The sequence below is a fragment of the Mycobacterium sp. NGS68 genome, assembly GCF_059812195.1.
In genome coordinates this window covers 15818-40318 of record NZ_JCALCE010000012.1, presented here as the reverse complement: position 1 = coordinate 40318, position 24501 = coordinate 15818, and the positions used below count along the sequence as shown (strand labels likewise).

The 24501-nt window shown below is 68.3% G+C and carries 26 protein-coding genes; 7 read left to right on the top strand and 19 right to left on the bottom strand.

Translation table 11 applies throughout. The features are described from left to right. Nucleotide 1: 1 nt before the first annotated feature. The 6 genes from AC5Y5V_RS15120 to AC5Y5V_RS15095 are packed head-to-tail and all read right to left on the bottom strand — an operon-like array spanning nt 2 to nt 4238. The gene (locus AC5Y5V_RS15120; RefSeq protein WP_499936942.1) at nt 2-217 is read right to left on the bottom strand and encodes a hypothetical protein; all 216 of its coding nucleotides are present in this window, start codon (nt 215-217) and stop codon (nt 2-4) included. 5 nt (nt 218-222) lie between these two features. After that, on the bottom strand, nt 223-720 hold the full coding sequence (locus AC5Y5V_RS15115; protein WP_499936553.1) for an aromatic-ring-hydroxylating dioxygenase subunit beta: 498 nt from the start codon (nt 718-720) through the stop codon (nt 223-225). Beyond that, nucleotides 717-1946 (bottom strand): aromatic ring-hydroxylating oxygenase subunit alpha, encoded by a 1230-nt coding sequence (locus tag AC5Y5V_RS15110; protein WP_499936551.1) that lies wholly within the window; start codon nt 1944-1946, stop codon nt 717-719. The genes AC5Y5V_RS15115 and AC5Y5V_RS15110 overlap by 4 nt, the downstream gene beginning before the upstream one ends. After that, entirely contained in the window at nt 1943-2728 is a 786-nt protein-coding gene (locus tag AC5Y5V_RS15105) for an enoyl-CoA hydratase/isomerase family protein (protein ID WP_499936548.1), read from the bottom strand. Before AC5Y5V_RS15105 ends, AC5Y5V_RS15110 begins: the two co-directional genes overlap by 4 nt. Then, on the bottom strand, nt 2725-3516 hold the full coding sequence (locus AC5Y5V_RS15100; protein ID WP_499936545.1) for an enoyl-CoA hydratase/isomerase family protein: 792 nt from the start codon (nt 3514-3516) through the stop codon (nt 2725-2727). The genes AC5Y5V_RS15105 and AC5Y5V_RS15100 overlap by 4 nt, the downstream gene beginning before the upstream one ends. Beyond that, a complete protein-coding gene (locus AC5Y5V_RS15095) occupies nt 3513-4238 on the bottom strand; it encodes an enoyl-CoA hydratase/isomerase family protein (protein WP_499936543.1) in 726 nt (241 codons plus the stop codon). Before AC5Y5V_RS15095 ends, AC5Y5V_RS15100 begins: the two co-directional genes overlap by 4 nt. A 100-nt stretch (nt 4239-4338) precedes the next feature. Between AC5Y5V_RS15095 and AC5Y5V_RS15090 the strand changes: the two genes are divergently transcribed. Together AC5Y5V_RS15090 and AC5Y5V_RS15085 are read left to right on the top strand one after the other, a co-directional pair. Further along, entirely contained in the window at nt 4339-5136 is a 798-nt protein-coding gene (locus AC5Y5V_RS15090) for an SDR family NAD(P)-dependent oxidoreductase (protein WP_499936541.1), read from the top strand. Nucleotides 5137-5164: 28 nt separating this feature from the next. Continuing rightward, the gene (locus AC5Y5V_RS15085; RefSeq protein ID WP_499936539.1) at nt 5165-5803 is read left to right on the top strand and encodes a TetR/AcrR family transcriptional regulator; all 639 of its coding nucleotides are present in this window, start codon (nt 5165-5167) and stop codon (nt 5801-5803) included. A gap of 13 nt (nt 5804-5816) precedes the next feature. Here the strand turns inward: AC5Y5V_RS15085 and AC5Y5V_RS15080 are convergent, their stop codons facing one another. Continuing rightward, the gene (locus AC5Y5V_RS15080) at nt 5817-6905 is read right to left on the bottom strand and encodes an NAD(P)H-dependent amine dehydrogenase family protein (protein ID WP_499936537.1); all 1089 of its coding nucleotides are present in this window, start codon (nt 6903-6905) and stop codon (nt 5817-5819) included. A gap of 7 nt (nt 6906-6912) precedes the next feature. Further along, nucleotides 6913-7947 carry an aromatic ring-hydroxylating dioxygenase subunit alpha gene (locus AC5Y5V_RS15075; protein ID WP_499936534.1) on the bottom strand — a complete coding sequence of 345 codons (1035 nt, stop codon included), beginning with the start codon at nt 7945-7947 and terminating at the stop codon, nt 6913-6915. 124 nt (nt 7948-8071) lie between these two features. Between AC5Y5V_RS15075 and AC5Y5V_RS15070 the strand changes: the two genes are divergently transcribed. Continuing rightward, on the top strand, nt 8072-8638 hold the full coding sequence (locus tag AC5Y5V_RS15070; protein WP_499936939.1) for a TetR/AcrR family transcriptional regulator: 567 nt from the start codon (nt 8072-8074) through the stop codon (nt 8636-8638). A gap of 4 nt (nt 8639-8642) precedes the next feature. Beyond that, nucleotides 8643-9773, top strand: a complete 1131-nt coding sequence (locus tag AC5Y5V_RS15065) for an epoxide hydrolase family protein (protein ID WP_499936530.1) — start codon at nt 8643-8645, stop codon at nt 9771-9773. 6 nt (nt 9774-9779) lie between these two features. Here AC5Y5V_RS15065 and AC5Y5V_RS15060 read toward each other — a convergent pair whose 3' ends face one another. The 4 genes from AC5Y5V_RS15060 to aldR all read right to left on the bottom strand — a co-directional run bounded on the left by AC5Y5V_RS15060 (nt 9780) and on the right by aldR (nt 13421). Next, complete coding sequence (locus AC5Y5V_RS15060) at nt 9780-11483, bottom strand: SDR family oxidoreductase (RefSeq protein ID WP_499936526.1); 1704 nt, start codon at nt 11481-11483, stop codon at nt 9780-9782. A gap of 3 nt (nt 11484-11486) precedes the next feature. Beyond that, entirely contained in the window at nt 11487-12362 is an 876-nt protein-coding gene (locus AC5Y5V_RS15055) for a metal-dependent hydrolase (protein ID WP_499936522.1), read from the bottom strand. 66 nt (nt 12363-12428) lie between these two features. Next, entirely contained in the window at nt 12429-12890 is a 462-nt protein-coding gene (locus AC5Y5V_RS15050; protein WP_499936520.1) for an SRPBCC family protein, read from the bottom strand. A gap of 15 nt (nt 12891-12905) precedes the next feature. Next, nucleotides 12906-13421 carry an HTH-type transcriptional regulator AldR gene (gene aldR / locus AC5Y5V_RS15045; protein ID WP_499936516.1) on the bottom strand — a complete coding sequence of 172 codons (516 nt, stop codon included), beginning with the start codon at nt 13419-13421 and terminating at the stop codon, nt 12906-12908. A gap of 68 nt (nt 13422-13489) precedes the next feature. On the opposite strand from aldR, the gene ald reads away from it, so the two are divergent. Then, the gene (gene ald / locus AC5Y5V_RS15040; RefSeq protein WP_499936512.1) at nt 13490-14593 is read left to right on the top strand and encodes an alanine dehydrogenase; all 1104 of its coding nucleotides are present in this window, start codon (nt 13490-13492) and stop codon (nt 14591-14593) included. A gap of 28 nt (nt 14594-14621) precedes the next feature. Then, a complete protein-coding gene (locus tag AC5Y5V_RS15035; protein ID WP_499936509.1) occupies nt 14622-14981 on the top strand; it encodes a hypothetical protein in 360 nt (119 codons plus the stop codon). Between the two features lie 37 nt (nt 14982-15018). Here AC5Y5V_RS15035 and AC5Y5V_RS15030 read toward each other — a convergent pair whose 3' ends face one another. The 5 genes from AC5Y5V_RS15030 to AC5Y5V_RS15010 form a co-directional block, all read right to left on the bottom strand. Then, nucleotides 15019-16041, bottom strand: a complete 1023-nt coding sequence (locus AC5Y5V_RS15030) for a nitronate monooxygenase (protein WP_499936506.1) — start codon at nt 16039-16041, stop codon at nt 15019-15021. 60 nt (nt 16042-16101) lie between these two features. Next, nucleotides 16102-17397: a M16 family metallopeptidase gene (locus AC5Y5V_RS15025; RefSeq protein ID WP_499936502.1), complete on the bottom strand. Its 1296-nt coding sequence runs from the start codon at nt 17395-17397 to the stop codon at nt 16102-16104. After that, entirely contained in the window at nt 17384-19618 is a 2235-nt protein-coding gene (locus AC5Y5V_RS15020; protein WP_499936499.1) for a polyribonucleotide nucleotidyltransferase, read from the bottom strand. Before AC5Y5V_RS15020 ends, AC5Y5V_RS15025 begins: the two co-directional genes overlap by 14 nt. Before the next feature lie 280 nt (nt 19619-19898). After that, the gene (rpsO, locus tag AC5Y5V_RS15015) at nt 19899-20168 is read right to left on the bottom strand and encodes a 30S ribosomal protein S15 (RefSeq protein WP_096438806.1); all 270 of its coding nucleotides are present in this window, start codon (nt 20166-20168) and stop codon (nt 19899-19901) included. 122 nt (nt 20169-20290) lie between these two features. Beyond that, on the bottom strand, nt 20291-21259 hold the full coding sequence (locus AC5Y5V_RS15010; protein WP_499936497.1) for a bifunctional riboflavin kinase/FAD synthetase: 969 nt from the start codon (nt 21257-21259) through the stop codon (nt 20291-20293). Between the two features lie 47 nt (nt 21260-21306). Between AC5Y5V_RS15010 and mntR the strand changes: the two genes are divergently transcribed. Then, nucleotides 21307-22008, top strand: coding sequence for a manganese-binding transcriptional regulator MntR (gene mntR / locus AC5Y5V_RS15005; protein ID WP_499936495.1), 702 nt, complete (start codon nt 21307-21309; stop codon nt 22006-22008). Between the two features lie 34 nt (nt 22009-22042). Here mntR and AC5Y5V_RS15000 read toward each other — a convergent pair whose 3' ends face one another. Both AC5Y5V_RS15000 and AC5Y5V_RS14995 read right to left on the bottom strand, forming a co-directional pair. Then, complete coding sequence (locus tag AC5Y5V_RS15000) at nt 22043-23275, bottom strand: acyl-CoA dehydrogenase family protein (protein ID WP_499936493.1); 1233 nt, start codon at nt 23273-23275, stop codon at nt 22043-22045. A 1-nt stretch (nt 23276) separates the two neighbouring features. Then, entirely contained in the window at nt 23277-24479 is a 1203-nt protein-coding gene (locus AC5Y5V_RS14995; RefSeq protein WP_499936491.1) for a lipid-transfer protein, read from the bottom strand. Nucleotides 24480-24501 lie beyond the last annotated feature (22 nt).

Below are 24501 nucleotides of genomic sequence, written 5' to 3'. Positions count from 1 at the left end.
CTCAGTCCGAATCCGAACCGGTGTCGCCCCGCCAGCGGCTGCGCGACGGGTCCAGCAATGCCGTCAGGCTGGGTTCGGGCAGCCATACCAGCGTTTCGAGTTCCAGCGCGTCGAGGAACCGCACCCGGCCGGTGCGCAGGTCTTCCAGCCGCAGCCGCGGCGAATTGCCCTCGTCGTCGCAACTCACGGCGACCGAGGCGAATTCGCTACTAACGATGCCCATCAGATCAGGAACCCCAGCGTCGGAAGCGGCTTGTCGTTGTCGACCAGAACCACCTTCTTGTAGGCCAGGCGCAGCTCGGAGTCCACGCGGCGCAGCCGATAGGTGACGCGACCGCCCCACAGGTGATTGCCGCGCGGCCGGGAGTCCAGGAGCAGGAAGTTGGCGCCCACCTCGAGGTCGGTGCCGCCGTCGGGATTGGCCCTGCTGCCCAGGAATTCGATGTTGCTTACCAGCCTGCGCGCGTTCGACGGCGGCGCCTGGGCGTAGCGCTTGCCGGTGCGGAGTTGGCTGAGGCGGGTGGCGATTCTGTTGCGGTTGTCGTAGATCACCGACATCTGCTGGCTCGGATCGGTGTCGGCGCCGTTAGCCGGGACCCAGTACAGCGCGTCGTCGGTCCACAGGGCTTCCCAGGCGTCGTAGTCGGTTTCGTCGGCGTAGCGGGCCTCGCGGAAGAGGAATTGCTCCACTTCGACGCGGTCGAAGTCGGGCGCCGTCATGCCCACTCCATCAATTCCCGGTAATGCGACCAGAATGCGCGCATGCCGGTCTCGTCGGTGGCCCCGCCGACGGTGAACCCGTTGGCGTCGACGCGCTCACGGTTCAGGCCGCGGCGCACGTCGAGCCATTCGGGACAAAGAGATTCGATGCCGCGCTGGTTGCGTTCGTACATCTCGGTGTCGTCGGCGAGCAGCATGCCCGCGGGCCCCACCGAGCCGACGCACTGCGACACCATGCGGCGGTTCAGCTCCGGCGCCCCCACCAGCTGGACCGCCGTGGAGTATTGGACACACTCGTCGACCGCGACCGGCTGGATGTTGAACACCTGGATTTCGGCGATGAACAGGTTCGGAAAGATCATCACGTGCGGTGCGCCCTCGATCAGGATCTGCTCGGCGGCGTCGCCGTGCTTGGCGCGCATCGCCGCGACATAGTTCGGCACGCGCGATTCCGTCGTCCCGAACCACCGCATCGGCTCGGCGAACTTGCGGAACTCCGGACGTAGGTCGTTCTCGCTGTGCCCGCCGCCGAGGTTGCGGGTCACGGCGATCGACGAGTCGCTGTACAGCGGTCCGATGGTGCTACCGGTCACCCCGAATATCGAGCCGTGCACGAACTGCGGGTGATAGCCGTCGGTTTCGTTCTCAGCCAGCAGCTTCCAGTTCGCCCGGGTCTGGTGCGCGAGCCAGCCCGCGGACAGCGCCACCTGACCCTCCGGCGACAATCCGGTCAGGCGGTCAATCTCGCCGGCGGCCGCGCCCAGATGTTCGGCCAGCGACGGCCCCTCGTCGGCGAAGCTGCCGAATACGAAGCCGCCGTAGGAGTCCACCCGCGGGACTCGCGCCATCGGCAGGTCGAGTTTGCGCTGACCATAGCCCTTGAAGAATGGAAAGCCGATCAGCTCACCGGTGTTGCGGAACGTCCAACCATGATAGGGGCAGCGGAACGAGCCCGAGTTGCCCTTGACGGCGTCGCAGACCTGATTCCCGCGGTGCGAGCACCGGTTGAGCAGCAGGTGGATCCGCCCGTCGCGGTCGCGCGTCATGATGACGTCCTGCAGCGCGAGCTTCTTGCGGACGTAGTCGTTCGGCTCGGGCACTTCGGTCTCGTGACCGACAAACACCCAAGTGCGGTACCAGATCTTGCGAAGTTCCTCGGCGAAGATCTCCGGATTGGTGTACAGCGAACCGTGCACCTTGTCGTGCCGGATCAGCCCGGAGGTCATGGCGACACCCCCGGCTTGCCACCGAAACGCGGTGTGCGCTTCTCCCGGAAGGCGGCGATGCCCTCGGCGAAGTCGTCCGTGTCGAAAAGCATTGCCTGATAGTCGGCTTCGCGGTCAAGCGCCTCCAGCCGGTCCAGCGTCGGCGCCAGCGTCAGCATCTTCTTCGTCACGCTCAGCGCCGCCGCAGGAAGATCCGCCAGGTGCCGGGCGTCCGCCACGGCCTGCGCCAACGCTTCCCCGGGATCGCAGATCTCGTCCACCAGGCCCCAGTCGAGCGCCCTGGCGGCGCCGACGGGCTGGCCCATCATCAGCATCTGGCGGGTCCGCGCGACGCCGATGCGGGCGGGCAGCGACACGCAGGCACCCATGTCCCCGGCCAGTCCGACCCGCAGGAACGTCGCGGCGAACCGCGCGTCGCGAGCCGCGATGACGCGGTCGCACGCGGCGGCCAGCGCGGTGCCGGCGCCGAACGCGCCCCCCTCGACCGCCGCCAGCACCGGCTTGGGGGCACTCCAGATGGCTCGAATGACGCGCTGCACCATCTGGATTCGTTCGACGGCCTGGGCATGCGGCAGGCGTCGCATGGTCGAGATGTCGCCGCCGGAACAGAACAGCCGCCCGGCCCCGGTGAGGACGATCGCCCGCACGCCGCGGTCGGCGGCGGCCGTCTCGAGCGCTTCGGCCAGCGCAATGCGCAACGGGATGTCGATGGCGTTGCGGACCTCTGGCCGGTTGAGAGTGAGGGTGCGTAGCGGTCCGTCGTCGTCGATCAGGATCGTCATTTGCCGGTGAACCTCGGCGGTCGGCGTTCGATGACGGCGCGCAGACCTTCCAGCGCGTCGGCGGTGCCGGACAGCTCGGAGACGGTGCGGGCCTCCTCGGCCAGGCGCTGTTCGACCGCCTGCCCCACACCGCTCCACACCAACCGTTTGGTCGCCGAAAGCGCCAGCGGCGGCAGCGCCGCCAACTCGCGAGCGATCTCGTCGGCGCGAACGAAAAGCCGTTCGTCGTCGACGACTTCGGTGATCAGGCCGATCCCGGCGGCCTCGTCCGCCGTCATGGTCGGGTTGGTGAGCAGGATGCGCAGCGCCTGACGCAGCCCGACGAGCTGGGTCAGGGTCACCGACGACCCGCCGTCGGGCGCCATCCCCACCCGCACGGCGCCGGAGAAGAACTTCGCCGAACGCGCCGCCACCACCAGATCCGACGCGCATACCAGGCCCAGGCCGCCGCCGCCGGCCGCGAAGCCCTGCACCGCGGCCACGACCGGGACCCGCAACTGGATCAGCGCCGCAGTGGCCAACTGCAGCCAGGCGGTGGCCTCGCGCAGATAGTCGGGCAGCGCGGGGCCTTTCGCCTCGAAGGTCTTGACATCGCCACCGGCACAGAAGTTGCGGCCCTCGCCCGTCAGCAGCACCACCTTGACCCGCGGGTCGGCATGGCAGGCCAGGATCGCCTCGTGCAATGCCTTGAGGATTTCGACGTTCAAACCGTTGGACGCCTCCGGCCGGTTGAGGCGCAGCCGGGCGATCCCGGCGTCGCAGGTCCGCACCTCGACCGGGGCGCTCATGCGCGCGCCACGATATGCTCGACGGTGGCCGCGAGTTCCGCGTCGAGGGCGCCGGACAAACCCTCATCCTCCTGCGCGTAAACGAGGCGCTTGATCGTCGTGACCGCGTCGCGGCTGCGGGCTGCCAGCGTCTGGACGAATTGCGCCACGCCGTCGTCGAATTCGCTGTCCGGATAGCAGCGGTAGGCCAGGCCCAGCCGGACCGCGTCCGGCCCGGAGATCTGGTCTCCGGACAACAACAGCCCCAGGGCCTGCTGCCGGCCGACGATCCGCGGCAGCCGCGCGGTGCTGCCGCCGCCCGGGACCATCCCGAATTTCACGTGACTGTCGGCGATGCGGGCGTTCTCGCTGACCAGCACGACGTCGGCGGCCTGCATCAGTTCGAAGCCACCCGCCGCCGCGACGCCGCGCACCGCGGCGATCACCGGAACGTCGACGGCGGCGATCTCGTCGCAGGCCGCGCGGAACGCCGCGAACAGCGACGCCAGCGCCGACGGGCCCTGCGTGCGCAGCCGCTGGACCTCGTCGAAATCGCCTCCTGCGCTGAAGTTTCCGCCGGCGCCACGAATGACGATCACGCTCACGACGGGGTCACGGCCCAGGGAAGCGATCGCGCGGTGCAGGCCCTCGGCGAGCGCCAGATCGATCGCATTCATGCGCTGCGGGCGGTCGAGCGTGATATGCCCCACGCGGCCGTCGACCAGCGCCTCAACCATGCTCAACCTTCGTTCACGGTGACCGATAGACAAATCTAATCGCAATTTCTAATCTAGGTTAAACCAACCGGCGGTCTGAACCAAGCCGGCCCCGAGGAGGTACGACGTGGATTTGGGACTCGCCGGCGCACGCGTCGTCGTCACGGGCGGCGCGTCGAATATCGGGCGCGGCATCGTGCACGTGTTCGCCGCCGAGAGCGCGCGCATCGTGATCAGTGACATCGACGGGCCGCAGGCGGAGAAGGTGCGCGGCGAGGCCCTGGAGCGGGGCGCGGGCGCGGTGGAAGTGGCCATCTCCGACCTCACCGAACCCGGCGGGGCCGAGACCGCCATCGAGTCCGCGGTGCGGACCTGGGGCGGCGTCGACGTGTTGGTGAACAACGCCGGGTGGAGCGTCCCGGGCTTCATCGCCACCGACACCGACCGTGACAAATGGCAGCGCACCATCGAGATCAACCTGTTCACCGCAATTGCGGCCACCCAGGCGGTTATTGGGCCGATGCGCGACGGCGGCGGCGGGTCGATCGTCTTCATCGCCAGCGACGCCGCATTCGGCCAGATCCGACAAGGGGTCTACGGGGCGTCGAAGGCGGCCATGGTGGCGTTGGCCCGAACCACGGCGCGCGAGCATGGACGCCACGGCATCAGATCCAACATCGTCTGCCCCGGCTTGGTGATCCCCGAAAGCCCCGACGCCGTGGGTGCGGCGAGCCTGTGGTCGGTCGGTAACGACAACGTGTTCAACCAGAGTCAGGTGGACTACATGCTCAAGGACACGCCGCTGCGCCGCCTCACCACGGCCGAGGACATCGGCCACGCGGTGGCGTGGCTTTCCTCGGAGCGGACCGCCAGACAGGTTACGGGCCAACTCATCTCGGTCAGTGGCGGCTACACGATGCCGTGAGCTACCCGGGCAGCCCTAGTATTGAACGATGCCTAGAAAAGCCGGCTCGGCCACCGCACGCCGGAACGGGGCCGATGCCAAATCGGCGCGCACGCGTGCGCGGATCCTCGACGCCGCCGCCCATGTGCTGAGCGTCAAGGGATTTGCCGGCACCCGGCTGACGGATGTGGCCGACTACGCGGAACTGCAAGCCCCCGCGATCTACTACTACTTCCCGTCCCGCGAGGACCTCATCGAAGAGGTCATGTACTGCGGCATCAGCGACATGCGCCGGCATCTGCAGAACACCCTGGACGCGCTTCCAGCCGGTACGTCGCCGATGGACAGGATCATGGCCGCGGTGGAAGCGCATCTGCGCCACGAACTGGAGCTGTCCGACTACGCCACCGCGTCCATCCGCAATTCCGGTCAGATCCCCGAACGCCTTCGTACCAGGCAGAAGAAGGAAGACGACGCCTACGGCAGGATCTGGCGACGGCTGTTCGCCGACGCATTCGCCGAGGGTGAGATTCGCGACGATCTCGACGCCCGCTACGCGCGGATGCTCGTGATGGGCGCCCTGAACTGGGCGGTCGAGTGGTGGGATGCCAAACGCGGATCCGTGGACGGCGTGGTCGCTAACGCGCAGATCCTGGTGCGCAACGGGCTGAGCCCCGCCAGGCGCTGACGCAGGCGCGCGCCTACAGCTTGAACCGCCCCGCGAACCCGCGCAGCGGCACGTCGGCGCTGGTGATCAGGCCGGGGCGGGCGGCGACGACGGACGCGATCGCGCTGAGCGCCGGCATCCCGGTCACCGTCATCCCGATGGACGCGAAATTGTCCGGGTTCGATAGGTCGACGCCGGGCTTGGGGAAGATCATGTGCTTGTTGTAGACGCACGGGTCGCCCTGGATCCGAGTGATGTAGCAGCCCTTGATGTTCCAGCTGGGATCGGTGTGCGGCGTCATCTGCCACTCCAGGTGGGTCTCCACCCGCGGCACGCCGTCCACGATGCCCTGGTACTTGATGTAGTTCCCGCCCAGTGAGCCCTTCGGCAGCACGTACCAACCCAGGTCGACGTCCTTGGTGCATGCGCCCAGCTCGTAGCTGAACTTGACCTCGTCCAGCGTCAGGTCGAAGCAGTCGGCCATCATCAGCACACTGTCGGCGAAGACGCGGGTGTACTTCTCCAGCTTCGACGGAATCTCCGGGTCGTCGACGGGCTGGCCGTATCCGACTTCGATCCACGTGTCGCGCGAGTGATGGCACGACACGTCGACGGACTCGATGGTGGTGATGTTCTCGATCTCGGCGACGTCGGCGGAGCACACCACACCGAGGATCTGGTTCAGGCCGGGGTTCATCCCGGTGCCGTAGAACGTCGAGCCGCCCTTCTCGCACGCCTCGGCCAGCAGCTGGGTCACCGGCTTGCCCGACGGGTGCGGGTGGTTCTTGTCGCGGTGCCACCCGGTGATCCAGTCCGCGGTCGTGACGATATTGATGCCCGCCTCAAGGACTTTGACGTAGAGGTCCTCGTCGGGAAACACGCCGTGGAACGTCAGCACGTCGGGCCTGGCCGCGATGATCTCCTCGACGGTGCCGGTGGCCGTCACTCCGTTGGGCTCGATACCCGCGAGCTCGCCGGCATCACGACCGACCTTCTCCGGCGAATAGCAGTGCACGCCAATCAGTTCCAGGTCCGGTCGGTCCGCGATCCGCCTGATCATCTCCGAACCGACGTTTCCGGTGGCTACCTGGAACACGCGAATCGGACGCGCGGGTGTATTCATCGATGTGTCAGCCTTTCTGGGATGCTGCATATACCTCGGCGGCGCTGCCACCGATGCCGTCGGGGTAGAACTGCTTGGCCCACTGGCGAATCGCGGTGAAGCCCTTGAACTCGTCGGTGGCCAGCGCGGGCGGGTCGGAGTAGCGCTGGTGCGCCCAGATGTGGACGTCCTGCTCGAACTGCCGGATCACTTCCTGCCCGAACTCCTGCGCCTTGGACTGAGCACGCTCGGCGCGGGCGGCGTCCCGGCTGGGCTTGCGGCCGATGTAGACCATGAACCGCACGTCGGAGGTGAACTCGTCGACGGGGGTGATCGCCGAGATGGTGCGGTTGTCCACCATGCCCCAGCTGCGGGTCACCGCGACGCCCAGCCCGCCGTTGATGGCCTCCACGCCGCTGTTGACGTCCTCGATGCGCTGGCCGTCGTCGCCCTCGAAGGTGATGGTGAAGTCGACGAACGAGACCGGCTCGTCGAAGTCGTGACGGGTGAAGACCGGCACGATCGGGGTGTTGTGCACGTACTTGAAGTGCGCGAAATCCACGCCGTTCTCCAGCACGTACTGGGGGTGCAGTTCCAGGCCCGCCCGGTACAGGCGCTGCTGGGGGTAGTAGTCGGCGGGTCCGCGTTCGTCGTCGAAGCTGGCGAACACGTCGGGGGCGTCGAAGAACGGCTCGCGGCCGTTCGCGTCGTGCCAGATGTACACCGACTCGTTGCGCTCGACGACCGGGTGGGTGCGGATCCGACGGCCCCGGTTGGGACGGTCCTGGTACGGAATGCAGACGTTGCGCCCCTCCTGGCTCCACTGCCAGCCGTGGAACGGGCACTGCAACACCTCGCCGACGACCTTGCCGCCGTAGCCCAGGTGCGCGCCCAGGTGTTCGCAGTAGGCGTTCATCACCGTGAGCTGGCCCGATTCGGCCCGCCAGGCGATCATCTCCTGGTCGAAGTACTTCATCCGGTGGACGTCGCCGACGACGATCTCGTCCGACCAGGCGACCTGGAACCAGCCGGTCGGCTTCATCGACAGTGGTGGCTTGGCCATGGACATTCAGAGTACCCTCTATGAAAAAGTTAGTCGAGATCATAGGATCGGCGACATGACTGGGCGGGTGAGCGGCGTCGAGGGCCGGCGCCCCAACCGGCGCGGCAACGCCACCCGCGAGAACATGCTCGAGGCCGCGCTGCGGTCGCTGGCCTCGGGCGAGCCCGGCTCGGTGTCGGCCAACCGCATCGCCAAGGACATCGGCGCCACCTGGGGCGCGGTGCAATACCAGTTCGGCGACACCGACGGCTTCTGGGCCGCGGTGCTGCACCGCACCGCCGAGCGGCGCGCCGAGACGTTCTTGAACCTGTCCGCGCCGGTCCAGCCGGACGCGCCGCTGCGCGAGCGGGTCGGCGCGATCATCGAAACGCTCTATCGCGGGCTGGCGTCGCCGGACTCCCGCGCGATCGAGAACCTGCGGGCCGCCCTCCCCCGGGACCCCGCCGAGCTCGAGCGCCTCTACCCGCGCACCGCCGCCGAGCTGTTCTCGTGGGGCAAGAGCTGGCTGCAGACCTGCCAGCATGCCTTTGCCGGCCTCGACGTCGACCCGCAGCGGGTGCGCGAGGTGGCCGCGCTGATCCCGGGCGCCATGCGCGGCCTGGTGTCGGAACGGCAGCTGGGCTCCTACGCCGATCTCGACCTGGCCCGGCGGGGCCTGACCAACGCTCTGGCCGCCTATCTACAGGGGTGAGTAAGTGGAACCGTTCGTCATCGAGGTGAAAGAGCTGCAGATCAGCGAGCTCCGCCAGCGTCTCAGCAACGCCCGCTGGCCCGCCGAAATCACCGACGCGGGTTGGGATTACGGCACCGACCAGGCGTTCCTGCGGTCGGTGGTCGACCATTGGGTGAACCGCTACGACTGGCGCGCCGTCGAGGCCGAAGTCAACGCGGCCGGCTCGTTCGTCACCGAGGCGGCCGGCCAGCGTGTGCATTTCCTGCACGCCCGCTGCGACGACGCGGCCGCCCCTCCGCTGGTCATCACCCACGGCTGGCCGGGTTCGATCGTCGAATTCTTCGACGCGCTGCCGATGTTGCGGCAGCGGTTCCACGTCGTGCTGTTCTCGATGCCCGGCTATGGCTTCTCGGGCCCCACGCGCGAACGGGGCGTCGACGTCGCACGGATCGCCGCGGCGGTGAACGACGTGATGGCCCAACTGGGATACGACCGCTACATCGCCCAGGGCGGCGATTGGGGCGCAATCGTCACGCGATACCTCGGCGAGCACTACCCAAAGCAGGCGGTCGCCATCCACACCAACATGCTTTTCGCACCGCCCGACCAGAACGACCCCGAACTGCTGGCCGACGTCACCGATGCTGAATGGGCCGCCATCGGAGCCGGCGTCGAACGCATCAAGGACGGCACGGCCTACATGGAACTGCAAGGGACACGGCCACATTCGCTGGGTTACGGCCTCGACGACTCGCCGGTCGGCCTGGCCGGCTGGATACTGGAAAAATTTCACGCCTGGTGCGACATCCGCGACGGCATGCCCATCTCCACCGATCGGCTGATCGACAACCTGATGTTCTATTGGCTTACCGGCACCGCGACGTCAGCGGCGCGGCTGTACTGCGAATCCAGGCGGGCGGGCACGGGCCCGCTCGAAGAATGGACCGGCCGCGTCGACGTCCCCACCGGCTACGCGGTATACCCCTACGAAATGCTGCAGACCCCACGCGCCTGGGCGGCGGCGCGATACAACCTGGTGCACCACACAATTCACGAGCGCGGGGGCCACTTCGCCGCATTCGAGCAACCCGCGGCCTTCGCGACCGATCTGGCCCACTACGCCGACGTCCTGCTGGCACAGCGGGTCTTCTGATCGCGGCTACTTCTGCCGAATGTCCAAGCGCGCGAACGCCCGCAGCGCCGACGGGCTGATGCGGCGCAGCGCGTACCCGAGCCGGGACTCCGCGGCGACGGGCACGACGGGCGTACCGCTCCGGACGGCCCTGACAATCGCCTTGGCGACGGCCTCGGGCGTGAAGTTGCAGCGTCGGTACGCCGCGTCCGCGCGATCGTGCTCGTCGGCCGACGCGATGTTGGTGTTGACGAAGCCTGGGCATACCGCCGTCACGGCGATGCCCTCGTCGGCGAAGTCGGCGCGCAGGGTTTCGCTGAACCCGAGCACCGCCGCCTTCGTGGTGGAGTAGGCGACCATCGATTTGGACGGCACGTAGGCGGCCGCGGACGCGATGTTGACGATCGCGCCGCCCTGGCCGCGCTCGACCATCTGCGCGCCGAACAGCCGGCTGCCGGTGATGACGCCGCGGACATTCACCGCCATGATGGTGTCCCACTGCTCCGGCGTCGTCTCCAGGAACCGGCCGGCCATGCCGATGCCGGCGTTGTTCACCAGGATGTCGACCACGCCGTGCTCGCGCAGGACTTGTGCGGCAAGGTCTTTCATCGCAGCCTCGTCGCTGACGTCGACCTGGTACGCGGCGGCCTCGGCGCCCGCGGCGCGCACCGCGTCCGCGCTCTCCTTGGCGGCGATCGAGTCGCGATCGACGATCACCACCTTTCGCGCACCCTGACGCGCCAGTTCCACCGCGGTGGCCCGGCCGATTCCCGCGCCGGCGCCGGTGACCAGCGCGAGTTTGCCCGCCACCTCGCGCGGTCCGCCGCGCAACTCCCGCGTGGGGACCGGGGCGCCACCGGCGACGCGGTCCACCCATTCGGCGGTCAGCCGGGCGATCACCTCGGGCCGCGACGTCACCACCCAGTGCCCGCCCTCGATCGAAACCACCCGGCCGCCAGGGGGAATGGCGCCGGTGAAGCGCTGCAGCGCCGGAGTGACAAAGAGGTCCTTGCGCGGCACCAGCACCTGCACCGGCACGGTGACCTGCGGCAGGTGCTCCCCGGGGGACACCATCGGAGCCGGCATGTTCGCCCGGTACAGGCCCAGCCCGTTGACGAAGTCGCCGAGCGCGCGGGGCGGCGGTTCGCGCCGGCTGCGGGCGCTGGTCCGGCCGAAACGTTCCAGGGCGCCGAGGACCTTCACCCCCAGCCCGGAGCGGAACGCCAGCTCCGGCAGCCCGGGGCACAGGAAGAAGCCGATATAGCTGGACCCCGCAAGCTGTTTGGCGACGACGGCCACCTCGCGCGGCGAGCGCGCCGAGCGCAGGAACCTGCCCGCGTAGCGCAGATGCGGACCCGACACCGACGTGAATGACGCCACCCGGGCCGCCATCGATTCGTCGGTGATCGCGTTCCAGGTCGCGATCGAACCCCAGTCGTGGGCGAGCAGATGCACCCTGCCGACGCCCAGGCTGTCGATCACCGCCGCGGTATCGGCCGCCAGTTGGTCGAACCGGTATCCGGAACGATCTGCCGGACAAGAGGATTCCCCCGCACCGCGCACGTCGTAGGCGACGAAGTTGTAGCGCCCCAGGAGCTCTGCGGCGACGCCGTCCCACACGTGGTGGTTGTCCGGCCAGCCGTGGATGGCCAGGATGGTCGGGCGCTGCGGGTCGATTTCGTTGTAGCGGTGTACGGCCAGGGTGACGCCGTCGGAAGCGGTGACAGTCATGGGTCAGTGCGAGGCCCGGGCGGACGGCGACAGGGCCAGATATTCGACGGCCCGGTCCAGGCCGCCCAGCTGCGACGGGTGAAAGCCCGGCCGGTAGTAGTCCCCGACCACCCGCGCCAGGCGCAGCGGCCCGGGCACCAGCCCGCGGCGGGCCGCGCGCAGGTAGTCGCGCCAGTACGCCTTGGCGCCCGCCGGCAGCAGCGGGTCCACCGAGTACATGAACCGCACGCCGCGGACCCACAGCAGCAACATCACCGGCGAGACCGCAAGCTGCGCCCGCACCTGCCGAAAGTACCCCGCCCGCAGGTGCTTCATGGTGTCGAAGGCGACGGCCTTGTGCTCGACCTCCTCGGCGCCGTGCCAGCGCAGCAGGTCCAGCATCACCGGGTCGGCGCCGGCGGCGTCGAGCTCCGGGGAGTTGAGGATCCACTCGCCCAGCACCGCGGTGTAGTGCTCGATCGCGGAGATGAAGGCAACCTGCTCCAGCAGCCAGCTGTGCTGCCGTCGCACGCTGAGCCACGGCTTGCCGGTTCGGTCCCCCAGCAACTTGTCGAACAGCCACCTGACCTGACGGGTGAACGGCGTGAGGTCGACGTCCTGGGCCGCGAAATGCGCGAGCACGCCCGAGTGCGCCTGGGAGTGCATCGCCTCCTGGCCGATGAAGCCCTGCACGTCCAGCCGCAATTGGTCGTCCTTGATCAGCGGCAGCGTCTTCTTGAACACCTTGACGAAGAATTCCTCGCCGGCGGGCAGCAGCAGGTGCAGCACGTTGAGCACGTGGGTGGCCAGCGGCTCGTCGGGCACGTAGTGGAACGGCAGAGTGGACCAGTCGAAGTCGACGTCGCGCGCCTCCAGGACCAGCCGTTCGGCGGTTAGCATCGTGGGCCCCCTTGCCTCAGGTCTTGGCAAGTGTACTGAAGCAGGCGGTATGCGGTACCCGCGGTACTATATTTTCTCCGCGCGTTGCTTGAGCCGCTGCAGGGTGAGCTGGATGTGCTCGGCATTGGCGGACGCCCGGTCGGAGACGCCGGTGGCAATGCCGCCGAACGGCCGGAACCAGCCGGGCCGGCGGTCCCAGGTGCTCTCGGTCACCTGGCAGCCGCCGTCGGTCGCGACGATGTCGTAGCGCCAGTGCGAGATCGGCACGACGGCGTAGCGCACGTCGAATCCGAAGGTACGCCCCGGCTCGGCGTCGGTGACTGTGCACTTCGTCGTCCAGCGCTTGCCGCTGTTCTCGTTGTGGCCGACGAACACCGCTCCCTCGCGGATCGCGTCGCCCTTCCGGAACTCCATGGCCTTGGCCTCCTCGGCCAGCGAAGCCAGCGTCCGGAGGTCGGTGAGCAGCTGGTACACCTCGTCGGCGCCGCAGTCGATCTGGACGGTGGCCGACGCGGACGGGTCTGTCATGCGGTGATCATAGGCCTAGATCGGAGCGGCTCCCCGAAGATGTTCGAAGATCAGCGACGTCTGGGTGCCCGCGACGTCGGCGTCGGCGTTGAGGTTCTCGACGACGAATGAGCGCAGGTCCTCGGTGTCGCGGGCCGCGACGTGCAGGATGAAGTCATCCGCGCCGGCCAGGAAATAGACGTCCATCACCTGCCGCCTGCGGCGGATCTGCTGGATGAAGCTGCGGATCTTGCCGCGGGCGTTGGACTGCAGGGTGACCGAGATCATCGCCTGCAACGGCAGCCCCACCGCGACCGGGTCGATGTCGGTGTAGAACCCGCGGATGACGCCCAGCTCCACGAGTCGTCGGACGCGGCCGTGACACGTCGAGGGTGCGATGCCGACGGCCTCCGCGAGCGCGTTGTTGGTGATCCTGGCGTCGCCGTGCAGCAGGCCCAGGATTCGGCGGTCCACCGCATCCAGATCCACGGGCCGAAGATCCTTCGGCGCATCATCCAGCTGGGCGGCAAATTCCGTGGGATCATCCGACATACGCCTATCCTAGAGAATCATTATCAGCATATTTGCGGTCATTTCGAACTTTCTTCACAATCGAGGGTATGCGCGTCGGCATCCCCACCGAGATCAAGAACAACGAATTCCGGGTCGCGATCACGCCGGCGGGCGTCGCCGAACTGACGCGACGCGGCCACGACGTCCTCGTCCAAGCCGGCGCCGGGGACGGCTCGGCGATCTCCGACACGGAATTCAAGGCGGCGGGCGCCCAACTGATCGCCACCGCCGACGAGGTGTGGGGCGCCGCCGACCTGCTGCTCAAGGTCAAGGAACCGCTGCCGGCCGAGTACAGCCTGCTGCGCCGCGGCCAGACGCTCTTCACCTACCTGCACCTGGCGGCGTCGCGTCCGTGCACCGAGGCGCTGCTGGCCTCCGGCACCACCTCGATCGCGTATGAGACCGTGCAGACCCCCGACGGAGCCCTGCCCCTGCTGGCCCCGATGAGCGAGGTCGCCGGGCGGCTCTCGGCCCAGGTCGGGGCGTATCACCTGATGCGGACCAAGGGCGGCCGCGGCGTGTTGATGGGCGGGGTGCCCGGCGTCAAGGCGGCCGACGTGGTGGTGATCGGCGGCGGCACCGCGGGCTACAACGCGGCCAGGGTCGCCAACGGCATGGGCGCGAGCGTGATGGTGCTCGACGTCAACCTCGCCAAGCTCCGGCTGCTCGACGCGGAGTTCGGCGGTCGTATCGGCACCCGCTACTCGTCCACGTACGAGCTCGAAGGTGCCGTCAAACGCGCCGACCTGGTAATCGGCGCGGTACTGGTGCCGGGAGCCAAGGCGCCCACGCTGCTGTCGAACTCGCTCGTGGCACAGATGAAGCCAGACGCGGTGCTGGTGGACATCTCGATCGACCAGGGCGGCTGCTTCGAGGACTCGCGGCCCACCACCCACGACGACCCGACGTTCGCCGTGCACGACACGCTGTTCTACTGCGTGGCGAACATGCCCAGCGCGGTGCCGAGGACCTCGACCTTCGCGCTGACCAACGCGACCATGCCCTATGTGCTCAGGCTGGCCGACCAGGGCTGGCAGGCCGCGTGCCGGACGGATGCCGCGCTGGCCAAGGGCTTGTCCACCCACGACGGCGCGCTGCTGTGCGAACGCGTGGCCGCCGATCTGGGGCTACCGTTCACCGCGTTCGCTTGACCGACCGGCGAGACGGTAGCTTCAGCGAGTGATCACGGGGGCCTTCCTCGCCGAGTCGGCCTCGGCAGTGAACAACAAGCTCGAGGTAAAAGGCGGCGTGCTGGCCAGGTTCATGGTCGGTCCGGACCGAACGGCCGAGTTCGTGCTGGTGGTACTGACGCAGTCCGAGACGGACGATCCCGACCGTCGGGTTGACGTCGAGTTCCTCTCGCCCGACGGCGACGAGCCCCGAAAGGTCACCTACGAGTTGCCCGACGCCGCCGCGGGCGGCGAAATCGGATTCGCGTTCTACCCCATCGAGGTCAGCCTGCCGGTCGACGGCCGCTGGGTGATCGTGGTGACCGGCGGCGCCGGCGCCGTATCGCTGCCGCTGATCGTGAGCGGTTAGGCCGGCTGACACCCGGCGAGCAGTGCGCCGGCCGCGGCTAACCCGCCGCGAGCTCCGCGACGATCTCCCCCGCCGGCGCGGAACGCGCCTGCCGATACGCCGTACCCGCCCATAGGTTGGTCCCGTTCGGGTCGTCCACCTCGATCGCGGCGGCTCGTATCGGGGCCGTCATCTTGTTGACCTCGGGATAGCCCAGCGGAGCCACCCGGTCGAGCAGGCGGGTGAAGTGGTTCTCCAGACCGCGCCCGTACCGGCCCGAAAACGCCCGGGTGACCAGGGTGTGGGTGAAATCCGGATGCTTGAGGGCGGCGCGGTAAGTGGAATTGGTGCCGGCTTCGTCGGCGAGCAGCAGGGCCGTCCCGACCTGGGCCGCCACCGCGCCCCGGCGCAGCACACCGGCGACGTCCTCGGCGCTCCCGAGGCCCCCCGCCGCCACGAGCGCAACGTCTCGGTGGGCCCTGACGATCTGGTCGATCAGCCGGTGCAACGGCTCGGTGCCGGGCTCCATGTCCGGCGCAAAGGTGCCGCGGTGCCCGCCCGCGTCCGGGCCCTGGACGATCAGGCTGTCCGCGCCGGCGGCCAGGGCCACCCCGGCCTCGTACGCCGACGTCACGGTCACCATCACCAGAAGCCCCTGGGCGGACAGTCGCCGCACGACATCCGGCGGCGGCGCACCGAAGGTGAATGACACCAACTCGGGGCGCAGGTCGGCGACCACCTCGAGCTTGCGTTCCCAGTCGTCGTCGCCGAATTCGGGCCAGCCGACGTCGACGCCGTAGTGGTCGGCGATGTCCTCGAGTTCCTCGGCGTAGTACTCCAATTGGTTGAAGTCGGCGACACTGGGTTGCGGCACAAGCAGATTCACGCCGAGCGGGCCGTTGGTGGCGGCGCGCGCGGCGACGATGTCGGCGGCGAACTCGTCGGCGGTCAGATATCCGGCCGCGAGGAAACCGAGCCCGCCGGCGTTGGACACCGCCGCCGCCAACGCGGGACTGCCGGGACCACCGGCCATCGGCGCTCCCACGATGGGCAGCGCGATATCCCAGAAACCCAGCACCATGGGCTAGTCCGTCGACGGCGAGCGCCGGCACGGCGCGAGTGAGGAGGCGGACATTTGGGGCTAGCTTACCATCGCCCGAAGCTGTTGCGGCAGAGATCGTTTCGAGTTCAACGGCCCGAGAACCGCCGCGCCGTAGCTTTTGCTCAGCAGTTGGCGGGCCACCGCGTTGACGTCCTCGACGGTGACCGCGTCGATCTGCCGCAGGGTGTGCTCGATGCTGCGGTGCTTGCCATAGTTCAGTTCGCTGCGGCCGATCCGGCTCATCCGCGAGCTGGAATCCTCCAGCCCGAGCACCAGCCCGCCGCGCAGCGACCCCTTCGCGATCCGGCACTCCGCCTCGGTGATGCCGTCGCGCGCCACGGCCTCGAGCACCTCGCTGGTCACCCGCATCACCTGGGCGAACCGCTCGGGCAGGCACGCCGCATACACCGAAAGCGCGCCGGTGTCGGCGAAGATGTCCAGCGCCGAGTACACCGAGTAGGCCAGCCCCCGGGACTCCCGCACCTCCTGGAACAGCCGCGAACTCAGCCCGCCGCCCAGCGCCGTGTTCAGCACTGCCAGCGCCCAGCGCTGCGTCCAGCCGCGCCCGGGCGTGCGTACCCCCAGCGACACGTGGACCTGGTCGGCGTCGCGCTTGCCCAGCGTGAGCTGAGTGCCGCCGTTGACCCGCCCGGCGCCCTTGCGCGGCGCGACGGGATGCCGCCCGCGGACCAGCCGCGGCCCGAAGTGCTCGCGCACCAGCGCGACGACCTCGTTGTGGTCGACGTTGCCGGCCACCGCGACGACCATCCGCTCCGGCGTGTAACGCCGCACGTGAAACGAGTTCAGCTGGCTGCGCGTCATCGCCGAGACCGATTGCGTGGTGCCGATCACCGGACGGCCCACCGGGTGGTCCCCGAACAGCGCCGTCAGGAACATGTCGCCCAGCGCATCCTCCGGGTCGTCGTCGCGCATCGCGATCTCCTCGAGCACGACGGCGCGCTCAAGCTCGACGTCGTCGGCCGCGCAGCGCCCGTTGAGCACGACGTCGGCGACGAGGTCGACCGCCAGCGCCAGGTCGCTGTCGAGCACGTGCGCGTAATAGCAGGTGTGCTCCTTGGCGGTGAACGCGTTCAGCTCCCCGCCGACCGCGTCCATCGCCCGGGCGATGTCCACGGCCGTGCGCGTCGGCGTCGACTTGAACAGCAGGTGCTCGAGGAAGTGCGCCGCGCCCGCCACGGTGGCACCCTCGTCGCGCGACCCGACGTTGACCCAGACGCCGACCGACGCGGAGCGCACCGCCGGCAGGTGCTCAGTGACCACACGCAGGCCCCCGGGCAACGTCGTGCGGCGCAGCGCCCGATCAGCTGACGGCATCGGCCGGCGCGGTCTCCGGCGTGGCGGCGGCCGCAGCGTCCTCGTCGGCCACCAGGATCAGCGAGATCTTGCCCCGCTTGTCGATGTCGGCGATCTCCACGCGCAGCTTGTCGCCGACGTTGACCACGTCCTCGACCTTCGCGATGCGCTTGCCCTTGCCGAGCTTGGAGATATGCACCAGACCGTCACGACCGGGCAGCAGCGATACGAAAGCACCGAAATCGGTTGTCTTGACCACGGTTCCGAGGAACCGCTCGCCGACCGTCGGCAGCTGCGGGTTGGCGATGGCGTTGATCCGGTCGATCGCGGCCTGCGCCGACGGCCCGTCGGTGGCGCCGACGAACACCGTGCCGTCGTCCTCGATCGAGATCTGCGCGCCGGTCTCCTCGGTGATCGCGTTGATGACCTTGCCCTTGGGCCCGATGACCTCGCCGATCTTGTCCACCGGGACCTTGATGGTGGTCACCCGCGGCGCATAGGGGCTCATCTCGTCGGGCTGGTCGATGGCCTCGGCCATCACCTCGAGAATCGTCAGGCGCGCATCCTTGGCCTGGGCCAGCGCCCCAGCCAACACCTTGGACGGGATGCCGTCCAGCTTGGTGTCCAACTGCAGAGCGGTCACGAAGTCCTTGGTGCCCGCACACTTGAAGTCCATGTCACCGAACGCGTCCTCGGCACCCAGGATGTCCGTCAGCGTGACGTAGCGGGTCTCACCCTCGACGTCATCGGAAACCAGGCCCATCGCGATGCCGGCGACCGGCGCCCTCAGCGGCACACCGGCATTCAGCAGCGCCAGCGTGGACGCACACACCGAGCCCATCGACGTGGAGCCGTTGGAGCTCAGGGCCTCCGACACCTGCCGGATGGCGTACGGGAACTCCTCGACGCTGGGCAGCACCGGGATCAGTGCCCGCTCGGCCAGCGCGCCGTGACCGATCTCGCGCCGCTTGGGCGAACCGACGCGGCCCGTCTCACCGGTGGAGAACGGCGGGAAGTTGTAGTGGTGCATGTACCGCTTTGACGTCTCGGGCCCCAGCGAGTCGATCTGCTGGGCCATCTTGACCATGTCCAGCGTGGTCACGCCCAGGATCTGGGTCTCGCCGCGCTCGAACAGCGCGCTGCCGTGCGCCCGCGGGACGACGGCGACCTCGGCCGACAGCGCGCGGATGTCGGTGATGCCGCGGCCGTCGATGCGGAAGTGGTCGGTGAGGATGCGCTGGCGGACCAGCTTCTTGGTCAGCGACCGGAACGCGGCGCTGATCTCTTTCTCACGCCCCTCGAAGGTGTCGGCGAGCCGCGTCAGCACCTCGGCCTTGAGCTCGTCGGTGCGCGCGTCGCGTTCGGCCTTGCCGCCGATGGTCAGCGCGGCCGCCAGCTCCTCGGTGGCCACCGCGGACACCGAGTCGTACACGTCGTCCTCGTAGTCCGGGAAGGTCGGGTACTCGCGGCTCGGTTTCGCAGCAGCGTCGGCCAGCTCCTGCTGCGCGGTGCACAGCGCGGCGATGAACGGCTTGGCCGCCTCGAGGCCTTCCGCCACAACGGTTTCCGTCGGCGCCTGGGCGCCGCCCTCGACGAGCTCGATGACCTTCTCGGTGGCCTCGGCCTCGACCATCATGATCGCGACGTCATCCTCCACCTTGCGGCCCGCCACCACCATGTCGAACACGGACCGCTCGAGTTGCTCGACCGTGGGGAAGGCGACCCAGGTGCCGTCGATCAGCGCCACCCGCACGCCCCCGACGGGCCCGGAGAAAGGCAGGCCGCTCAGTTGGGTCGACGCCGACGCGGCGTTGATCGCCACGACGTCGTACAGGTCGTTGGGGTCCAGGCTCAGGATCGTCACGACGACCTGGATCTCGTTGCGCAGGCCGTCGACGAACGACGGGCGCAGCGGACGGTCGATCAGCCGGCAGGTCAGGATCGCGTCCGTGGACGGCCGGCCCTCGCGCCGGAAGAACGAGCCGGGGATGCGGCCGGCGGCGTACATCCGCTCCTCGACGTCGACCGTCAATGGAAAGAAGTCGAAGTGTTCTTTGGGGTGCTTGCTGGCGGTGGTCGCCGACAGCAGCATGTTCTCTTCGTCCAGGTAGGCGACCACGGAGCCGGCGGCCTGCTGGGCCAACCGACCGGTCTCGAAACGAATGGTCCGGGTGCCGAAGCTCCCGTTGTCGATGGTGGCGGTCGCCTCGAACACGCCCTCTTCAATTTCAGCTACAGACATAGGTGTCCGTATGGCCTCTCTCGCTATTCATCTTTTTCGCGCGCCAACAGGCGCCCAGAGAAGCAAGAGTCCGAATACGGCTACGGCCATCGATCGAAGCGGCCGACCTGCCCCAGATCCGGGGAGCCCGGCAGCCACTACCGAGGACCGCCCGATGCAGACTGGGCTGCTCCCCGTGACACGCCTAGCGGCACGCTGGAACGGCGCACGCGGATCTGCGCGAACCGCACCGTTTGCTGGACCGAACCGGCCCAGAACGCCCCCACTCTACACGGGCAGGTCAGCGGCGCAGACCCAGCCGTTCGATCAGCGAACGGTAGCGCTCGACGTCGATCTGGGAGATGTACTTGATGAGCCGGCGGCGCCGACCCACCAGCAGCAGCAACCCCCGCCGCGAGTGGTGGTCGTGCTTGTGCACCTTCAGGTGCTCGGTGAGGTCCGCGATGCGCTTGGTCAGCAGCGCGATCTGCGCCTCCGGCGACCCGGTGTCGGTGTCATGCAGGCCGTACTGGCCCAGAATCTCTTTTTTCTGCTCGGCAGTAAGCGCCACGAAATATCTCCATCAATAGGTCCGCGATCAGGGAATTCAGAGCGCGGCCACCGCGAACCGCAGCACGCGCCGATGTCGTGGGGCAGTTTAGCAGCGAACGGCGACACGGCCGAAACCGCGCGCTACCCCAACAGGGTCCGCGTGCGCTTGGTGTCCTTCGCGATCTCTTTCACGAGGCCGTCGATCGAGTCGAACTTGCGTTGCCCGCGGATCCGCGCGACGAAGTCCAGCGCGACGTGCTGCCCGTACAGGTCGGCGTCGGTGTCCAGCACGAACGCCTCGACGGTGCGGGTGCGTCCGGAGAAGGTCGGGTTGGTCCCGACGGATACCGCGGCCCGATAGCGCTCACCAGGGATGACGGACCCCGTCACCGGCCCGTGTCCCAGCACCGTGAACCAGGCCGCATAGACGCCGTCGGCGGGGATCGCCGAGTACATCGGCGGCGCCACGTTGGCGGTCGGAAAGCCCAGCTGGGCGCCGCGCCCGTGGCCGCGGACCACGACGCCCTCGACGCGGTGCGGCCGGCCCAGCGCCTCGGTCGCTGCCATCACGTCGCCGGCGTCGACGCAGGAGCGGATGTAGGTAGAGGAAAACGTCACGGTCTCGTTGCTGTGATGCTCGGACAGCAGCGACATCGATTCGACCGCGAACCCGAAGCGCTCTCCGGCCTTGCGCAGGGTGGCGACGTTGCCGGCCGCCTTCTTGCCGAAGGTGAAGTTCTCCCCGACCACCACCTCGACCACGTGCAGGTTCTCGACCAGCAGTTCGTGCACGTAGCGCTCCGGCGTGAGCTTCATGAAATCGGTGGTGAACGGCATCACCAGAAACACGTCGACCCCGAGCTCCTCGACAAGTTCGGCGCGCCGCGTCAGCGTGGTCAGCTGCGCCGGATGGCTGCCGGGATAGACCACTTCCATCGGGTGCGGATCGAACGTCATCAGGACGGCCGGGACATTGCGGGCGCGGCCGGCCTTGACGGCGTGCGCGATCAACTCGGCGTGGCCGCGATGCACGCCGTCGAACACCCCGATCGTGAGCACACATCGACCCCAATCCGTGGGGATCTCGTCCTGGCCGCGCCACCGCTGCACGATCGCAAGCCTACGGCGTGCGCGCGCTACCCCTAAACTCTTAGGTTGTGAGGGCTCCAGACAACGACGACGAGCCTGGTGGGCTCACCGCGGTTGCCCAGGACTATCTGAAGGTCATTTGGACGGCGCAGGAGTGGTCGCGGGACAAGGTCAGCACCAAGATGCTCGCCGAAAAGCTGGGGGTGTCCGCCAGCACGGCGTCCGAATCGATCCGCAAGCTCGCCGAACAGGGCATGGTCAACCACGAGAAGTACGGCGCGGTGACGCTGACGGAGGCGGGCCGACGGGCGGCGCTGGCGATGGTGCGCCGCCACCGGCTGCTGGAGACCTTCCTGGTCAACGAGCTCGGCTACGGCTGGGACGAGGTGCACGACGAGGCCGAGGTGCTCGAACACGCCGTGTCGGACCGCCTGGTCTCCCGCATCGACGCCAAGCTCGGGTTCCCGCGGCGCGACCCGCACGGCGACCCGATCCCGGCCACCGACGGGCAGGTCCCGAGCCCGCCGGCGCGTCAGCTGTGGGCCTGCGACGACGGTGACACCGGCAAGGTCGCCCGTATCTCCGACGCCGACCCGGAGATGCTGCGCTATTTCGACAGCGTCGGAATCAGCCTGGACTCGCAGTTCCGTGTCCTGACCCGCCGCGAGTTCGCCGGCATGATCTCCGTCGCCATCGAGTCCGCCGACGGCGGGGCGACCACCGTGGAGCTGGGCAGCCCGGCCGCCCGGGCCATCTGGGTCGTGGCCTGAACTTCCCGGGGGCCGCTTCAGCCCGCTCGCCGGCCTAGTTCGAGAGCAGCCCCTTGGCGATGTGGGTCACCTGGACCTCGTTGCTGCCGGCGTAGATCATCAGCGACTTCGCGTCCCTGGCCAGCTGTTCGACGCGGTATTCGGCCATGTAGCCGTTGCCGCCGAACAACTGCACGGCCTCCATCGCGACGTCGGTGGCGGCCTCCGATGAGTACAGCTTGATCGCCGACGCCTCCGCCAGCGACAGCGGCTTGCCCGCCTGCTGCCGCTCGATGGTCTGGAACACCATGTTCTGCACGTTCATCCGGGCGATCTCCATCTTCGCCAGCTTGAGCTGGATCAGCTGGAACTGCCCGATGTTCTTGCCCCACAGCGTGCGGGTCTTGGCGTAGTCCACACACAGCCGGTGGCATTCGTTGATGATGCCCAGCGCCATCATCGCGATGCCGATCCGTTCGGTGGAGAAATTGGCCCGCGCGCTCTCGCGGCCATCGCCTTCGCTCGACTGTTCGGTCTCGCCCAACAGCCGGTCCGGAGTCAGCCGCACGTTGTCGAAGAACAGCTCGCCGGTCGGCGAGGACATCATGCCCATCTTCTTGAACGGCTTGCCCTGCGTCAGCCCCGGCATGCCGGCGTCGAGCACGAAGACCAGCACCGGACGGTGGCGCTTGTCGGTCGCCGGGTCGCCGTCGTCCAGCTTGGCGTACACCACCAGCACGTCGGCGTAGGGCCCGTTGGTGATGAACGTCTTCTGCCCGTTGAGGATGTAGTCGGACCCGTCCCGCTTGACGTGAGTCTTCATGCCGCCGAACGCATCCGAGCCGGAGTCCGGCTCGGTAATGGCCCACGCCGCGATCTTGTTCAGCGTCATCAGGTCGGGCAGCCAGCGTTCCTTCTGGGCGAGCGTGCCGCGGCTCATGATGGTCGCCGCGCCCAGGCCGAGGCTGACCGACGCCGTGCTGAGCAGCCCGATGCTGACGCCGGCGAGCTCGGAGATCAGCACCGCGGCCATCGAGCCCTGCCCTACCCCGAATCCCCCCGAACCGCCTGAGCCGCCGCTCTTTCCGTCCCGCTCCCGTTCCAGCATCTTCTTCACCGATTCGGCGGCCATCACGTCCAGACCGAACTGGCTGAACAGCTTTCGCGCGATCGGATACGGCGACAGCTCACCGCTTTCCAGCGCGTCCAGGTTCGGCCGGATCTCCCTGTCGATGAATTTGCGGACGGTGTCGCGGACCATCAGGTCGGTGTCGGACCACTCGATCATGTCAGCGCTCGGCGCGCTGGTAGGCGGTGACGACGGCCGCGCCGCCCAACCCGATGTTGTGCTGCAGGGCCGCGGTCACGTTGTCGACCTGACGCTTGTCGGCGGTGCCGCGCAACTGCCAGGTCAGCTCCGAACACTGCGCCAGCCCCGTCGCACCCAGCGGGTGCCCCTTGGAGATCAGCCCGCCCGACGGGTTCACCACCCAGCGTCCGCCGTAGGTGGTCTGATTGTCGTCGACCAGCTTGGGCGCCTCACCCTCGCCGCACAGGCCCAACGCCTCATACAGCAGCAGTTCGTTGGCGGAGAAGCAGTCGTGCAGCTCGATCACCTGGAAGTCGTCGGGGCCGAGACCCGACTGCTGGTAGACCCGTTGGGCGGCTTGGACATTCATGTCGTAGCCGATGATGTTGGCCGCACTGCCGTCGAAGGTGGACGCGAAGTCGGTGGTCATCGCCTGCCCGACGATCTCCACGGCTTGTCCGGCCAGGCCGTGCCTGGCCACGTAGTCCTCGCTGGCCAGGACCACCGCCGCCGAGCCGTCGGACGTCGGCGAGCACTGCAGCTTGGTGAGCGGGTCGGAGATCATCTTGGCGGCCAGGATGTCGTCGAGCGTGTACTCCTCCTGGAACTGCGCGTACGGGTTGTTCACCGAGTGCTTGTGGTTCTTGTAGCCGATCTTCGCGAAATGCTCGGCGGTGGTGCCGTATTTCTTCATGTGCTCGCGGCCGGCGGCCCCGAACATCCACGGCGCAACCGGAAATGCGAACTCGTCGATCGCGGCCAGCGCCTGCACGTGCCGCCCCAGGGGCGACTCCCGGTCGGTCGCGCCGCCGCCCAGCGCGCCGGGCTGCATCTTCTCGAACCCCAGCGACAGCACGCAGTCGGCCAGCCCGCCGCGAATCGCCTGCGCGCCCAGGAACAGCGCCGTCGACCCGGTCGAGCAGTTGTTGTTGACGTTGACGATCGGGATGCCGGTCATGCCAAGTTCGTAGAGGGCGCGCTGCCCGGAGGTGGAGTCGCCCGAGCAGTAGCCGACGAAGCCCTGCTCGATGTCGGTGTAGGGGACCCCGGCATCCTCGAGCGCTTTGGTGCCGGACTCCTTGGCCATCTGCGGGTAGTCCCAGCCCTCGCGGCGCCCTGGCTTCTCGAACTTCGTCATGCCGACGCCGACGACGTACACCTTGTTGGCGGATTTGTTGGACAACTTTGTCCCCCTTCTGACTCGT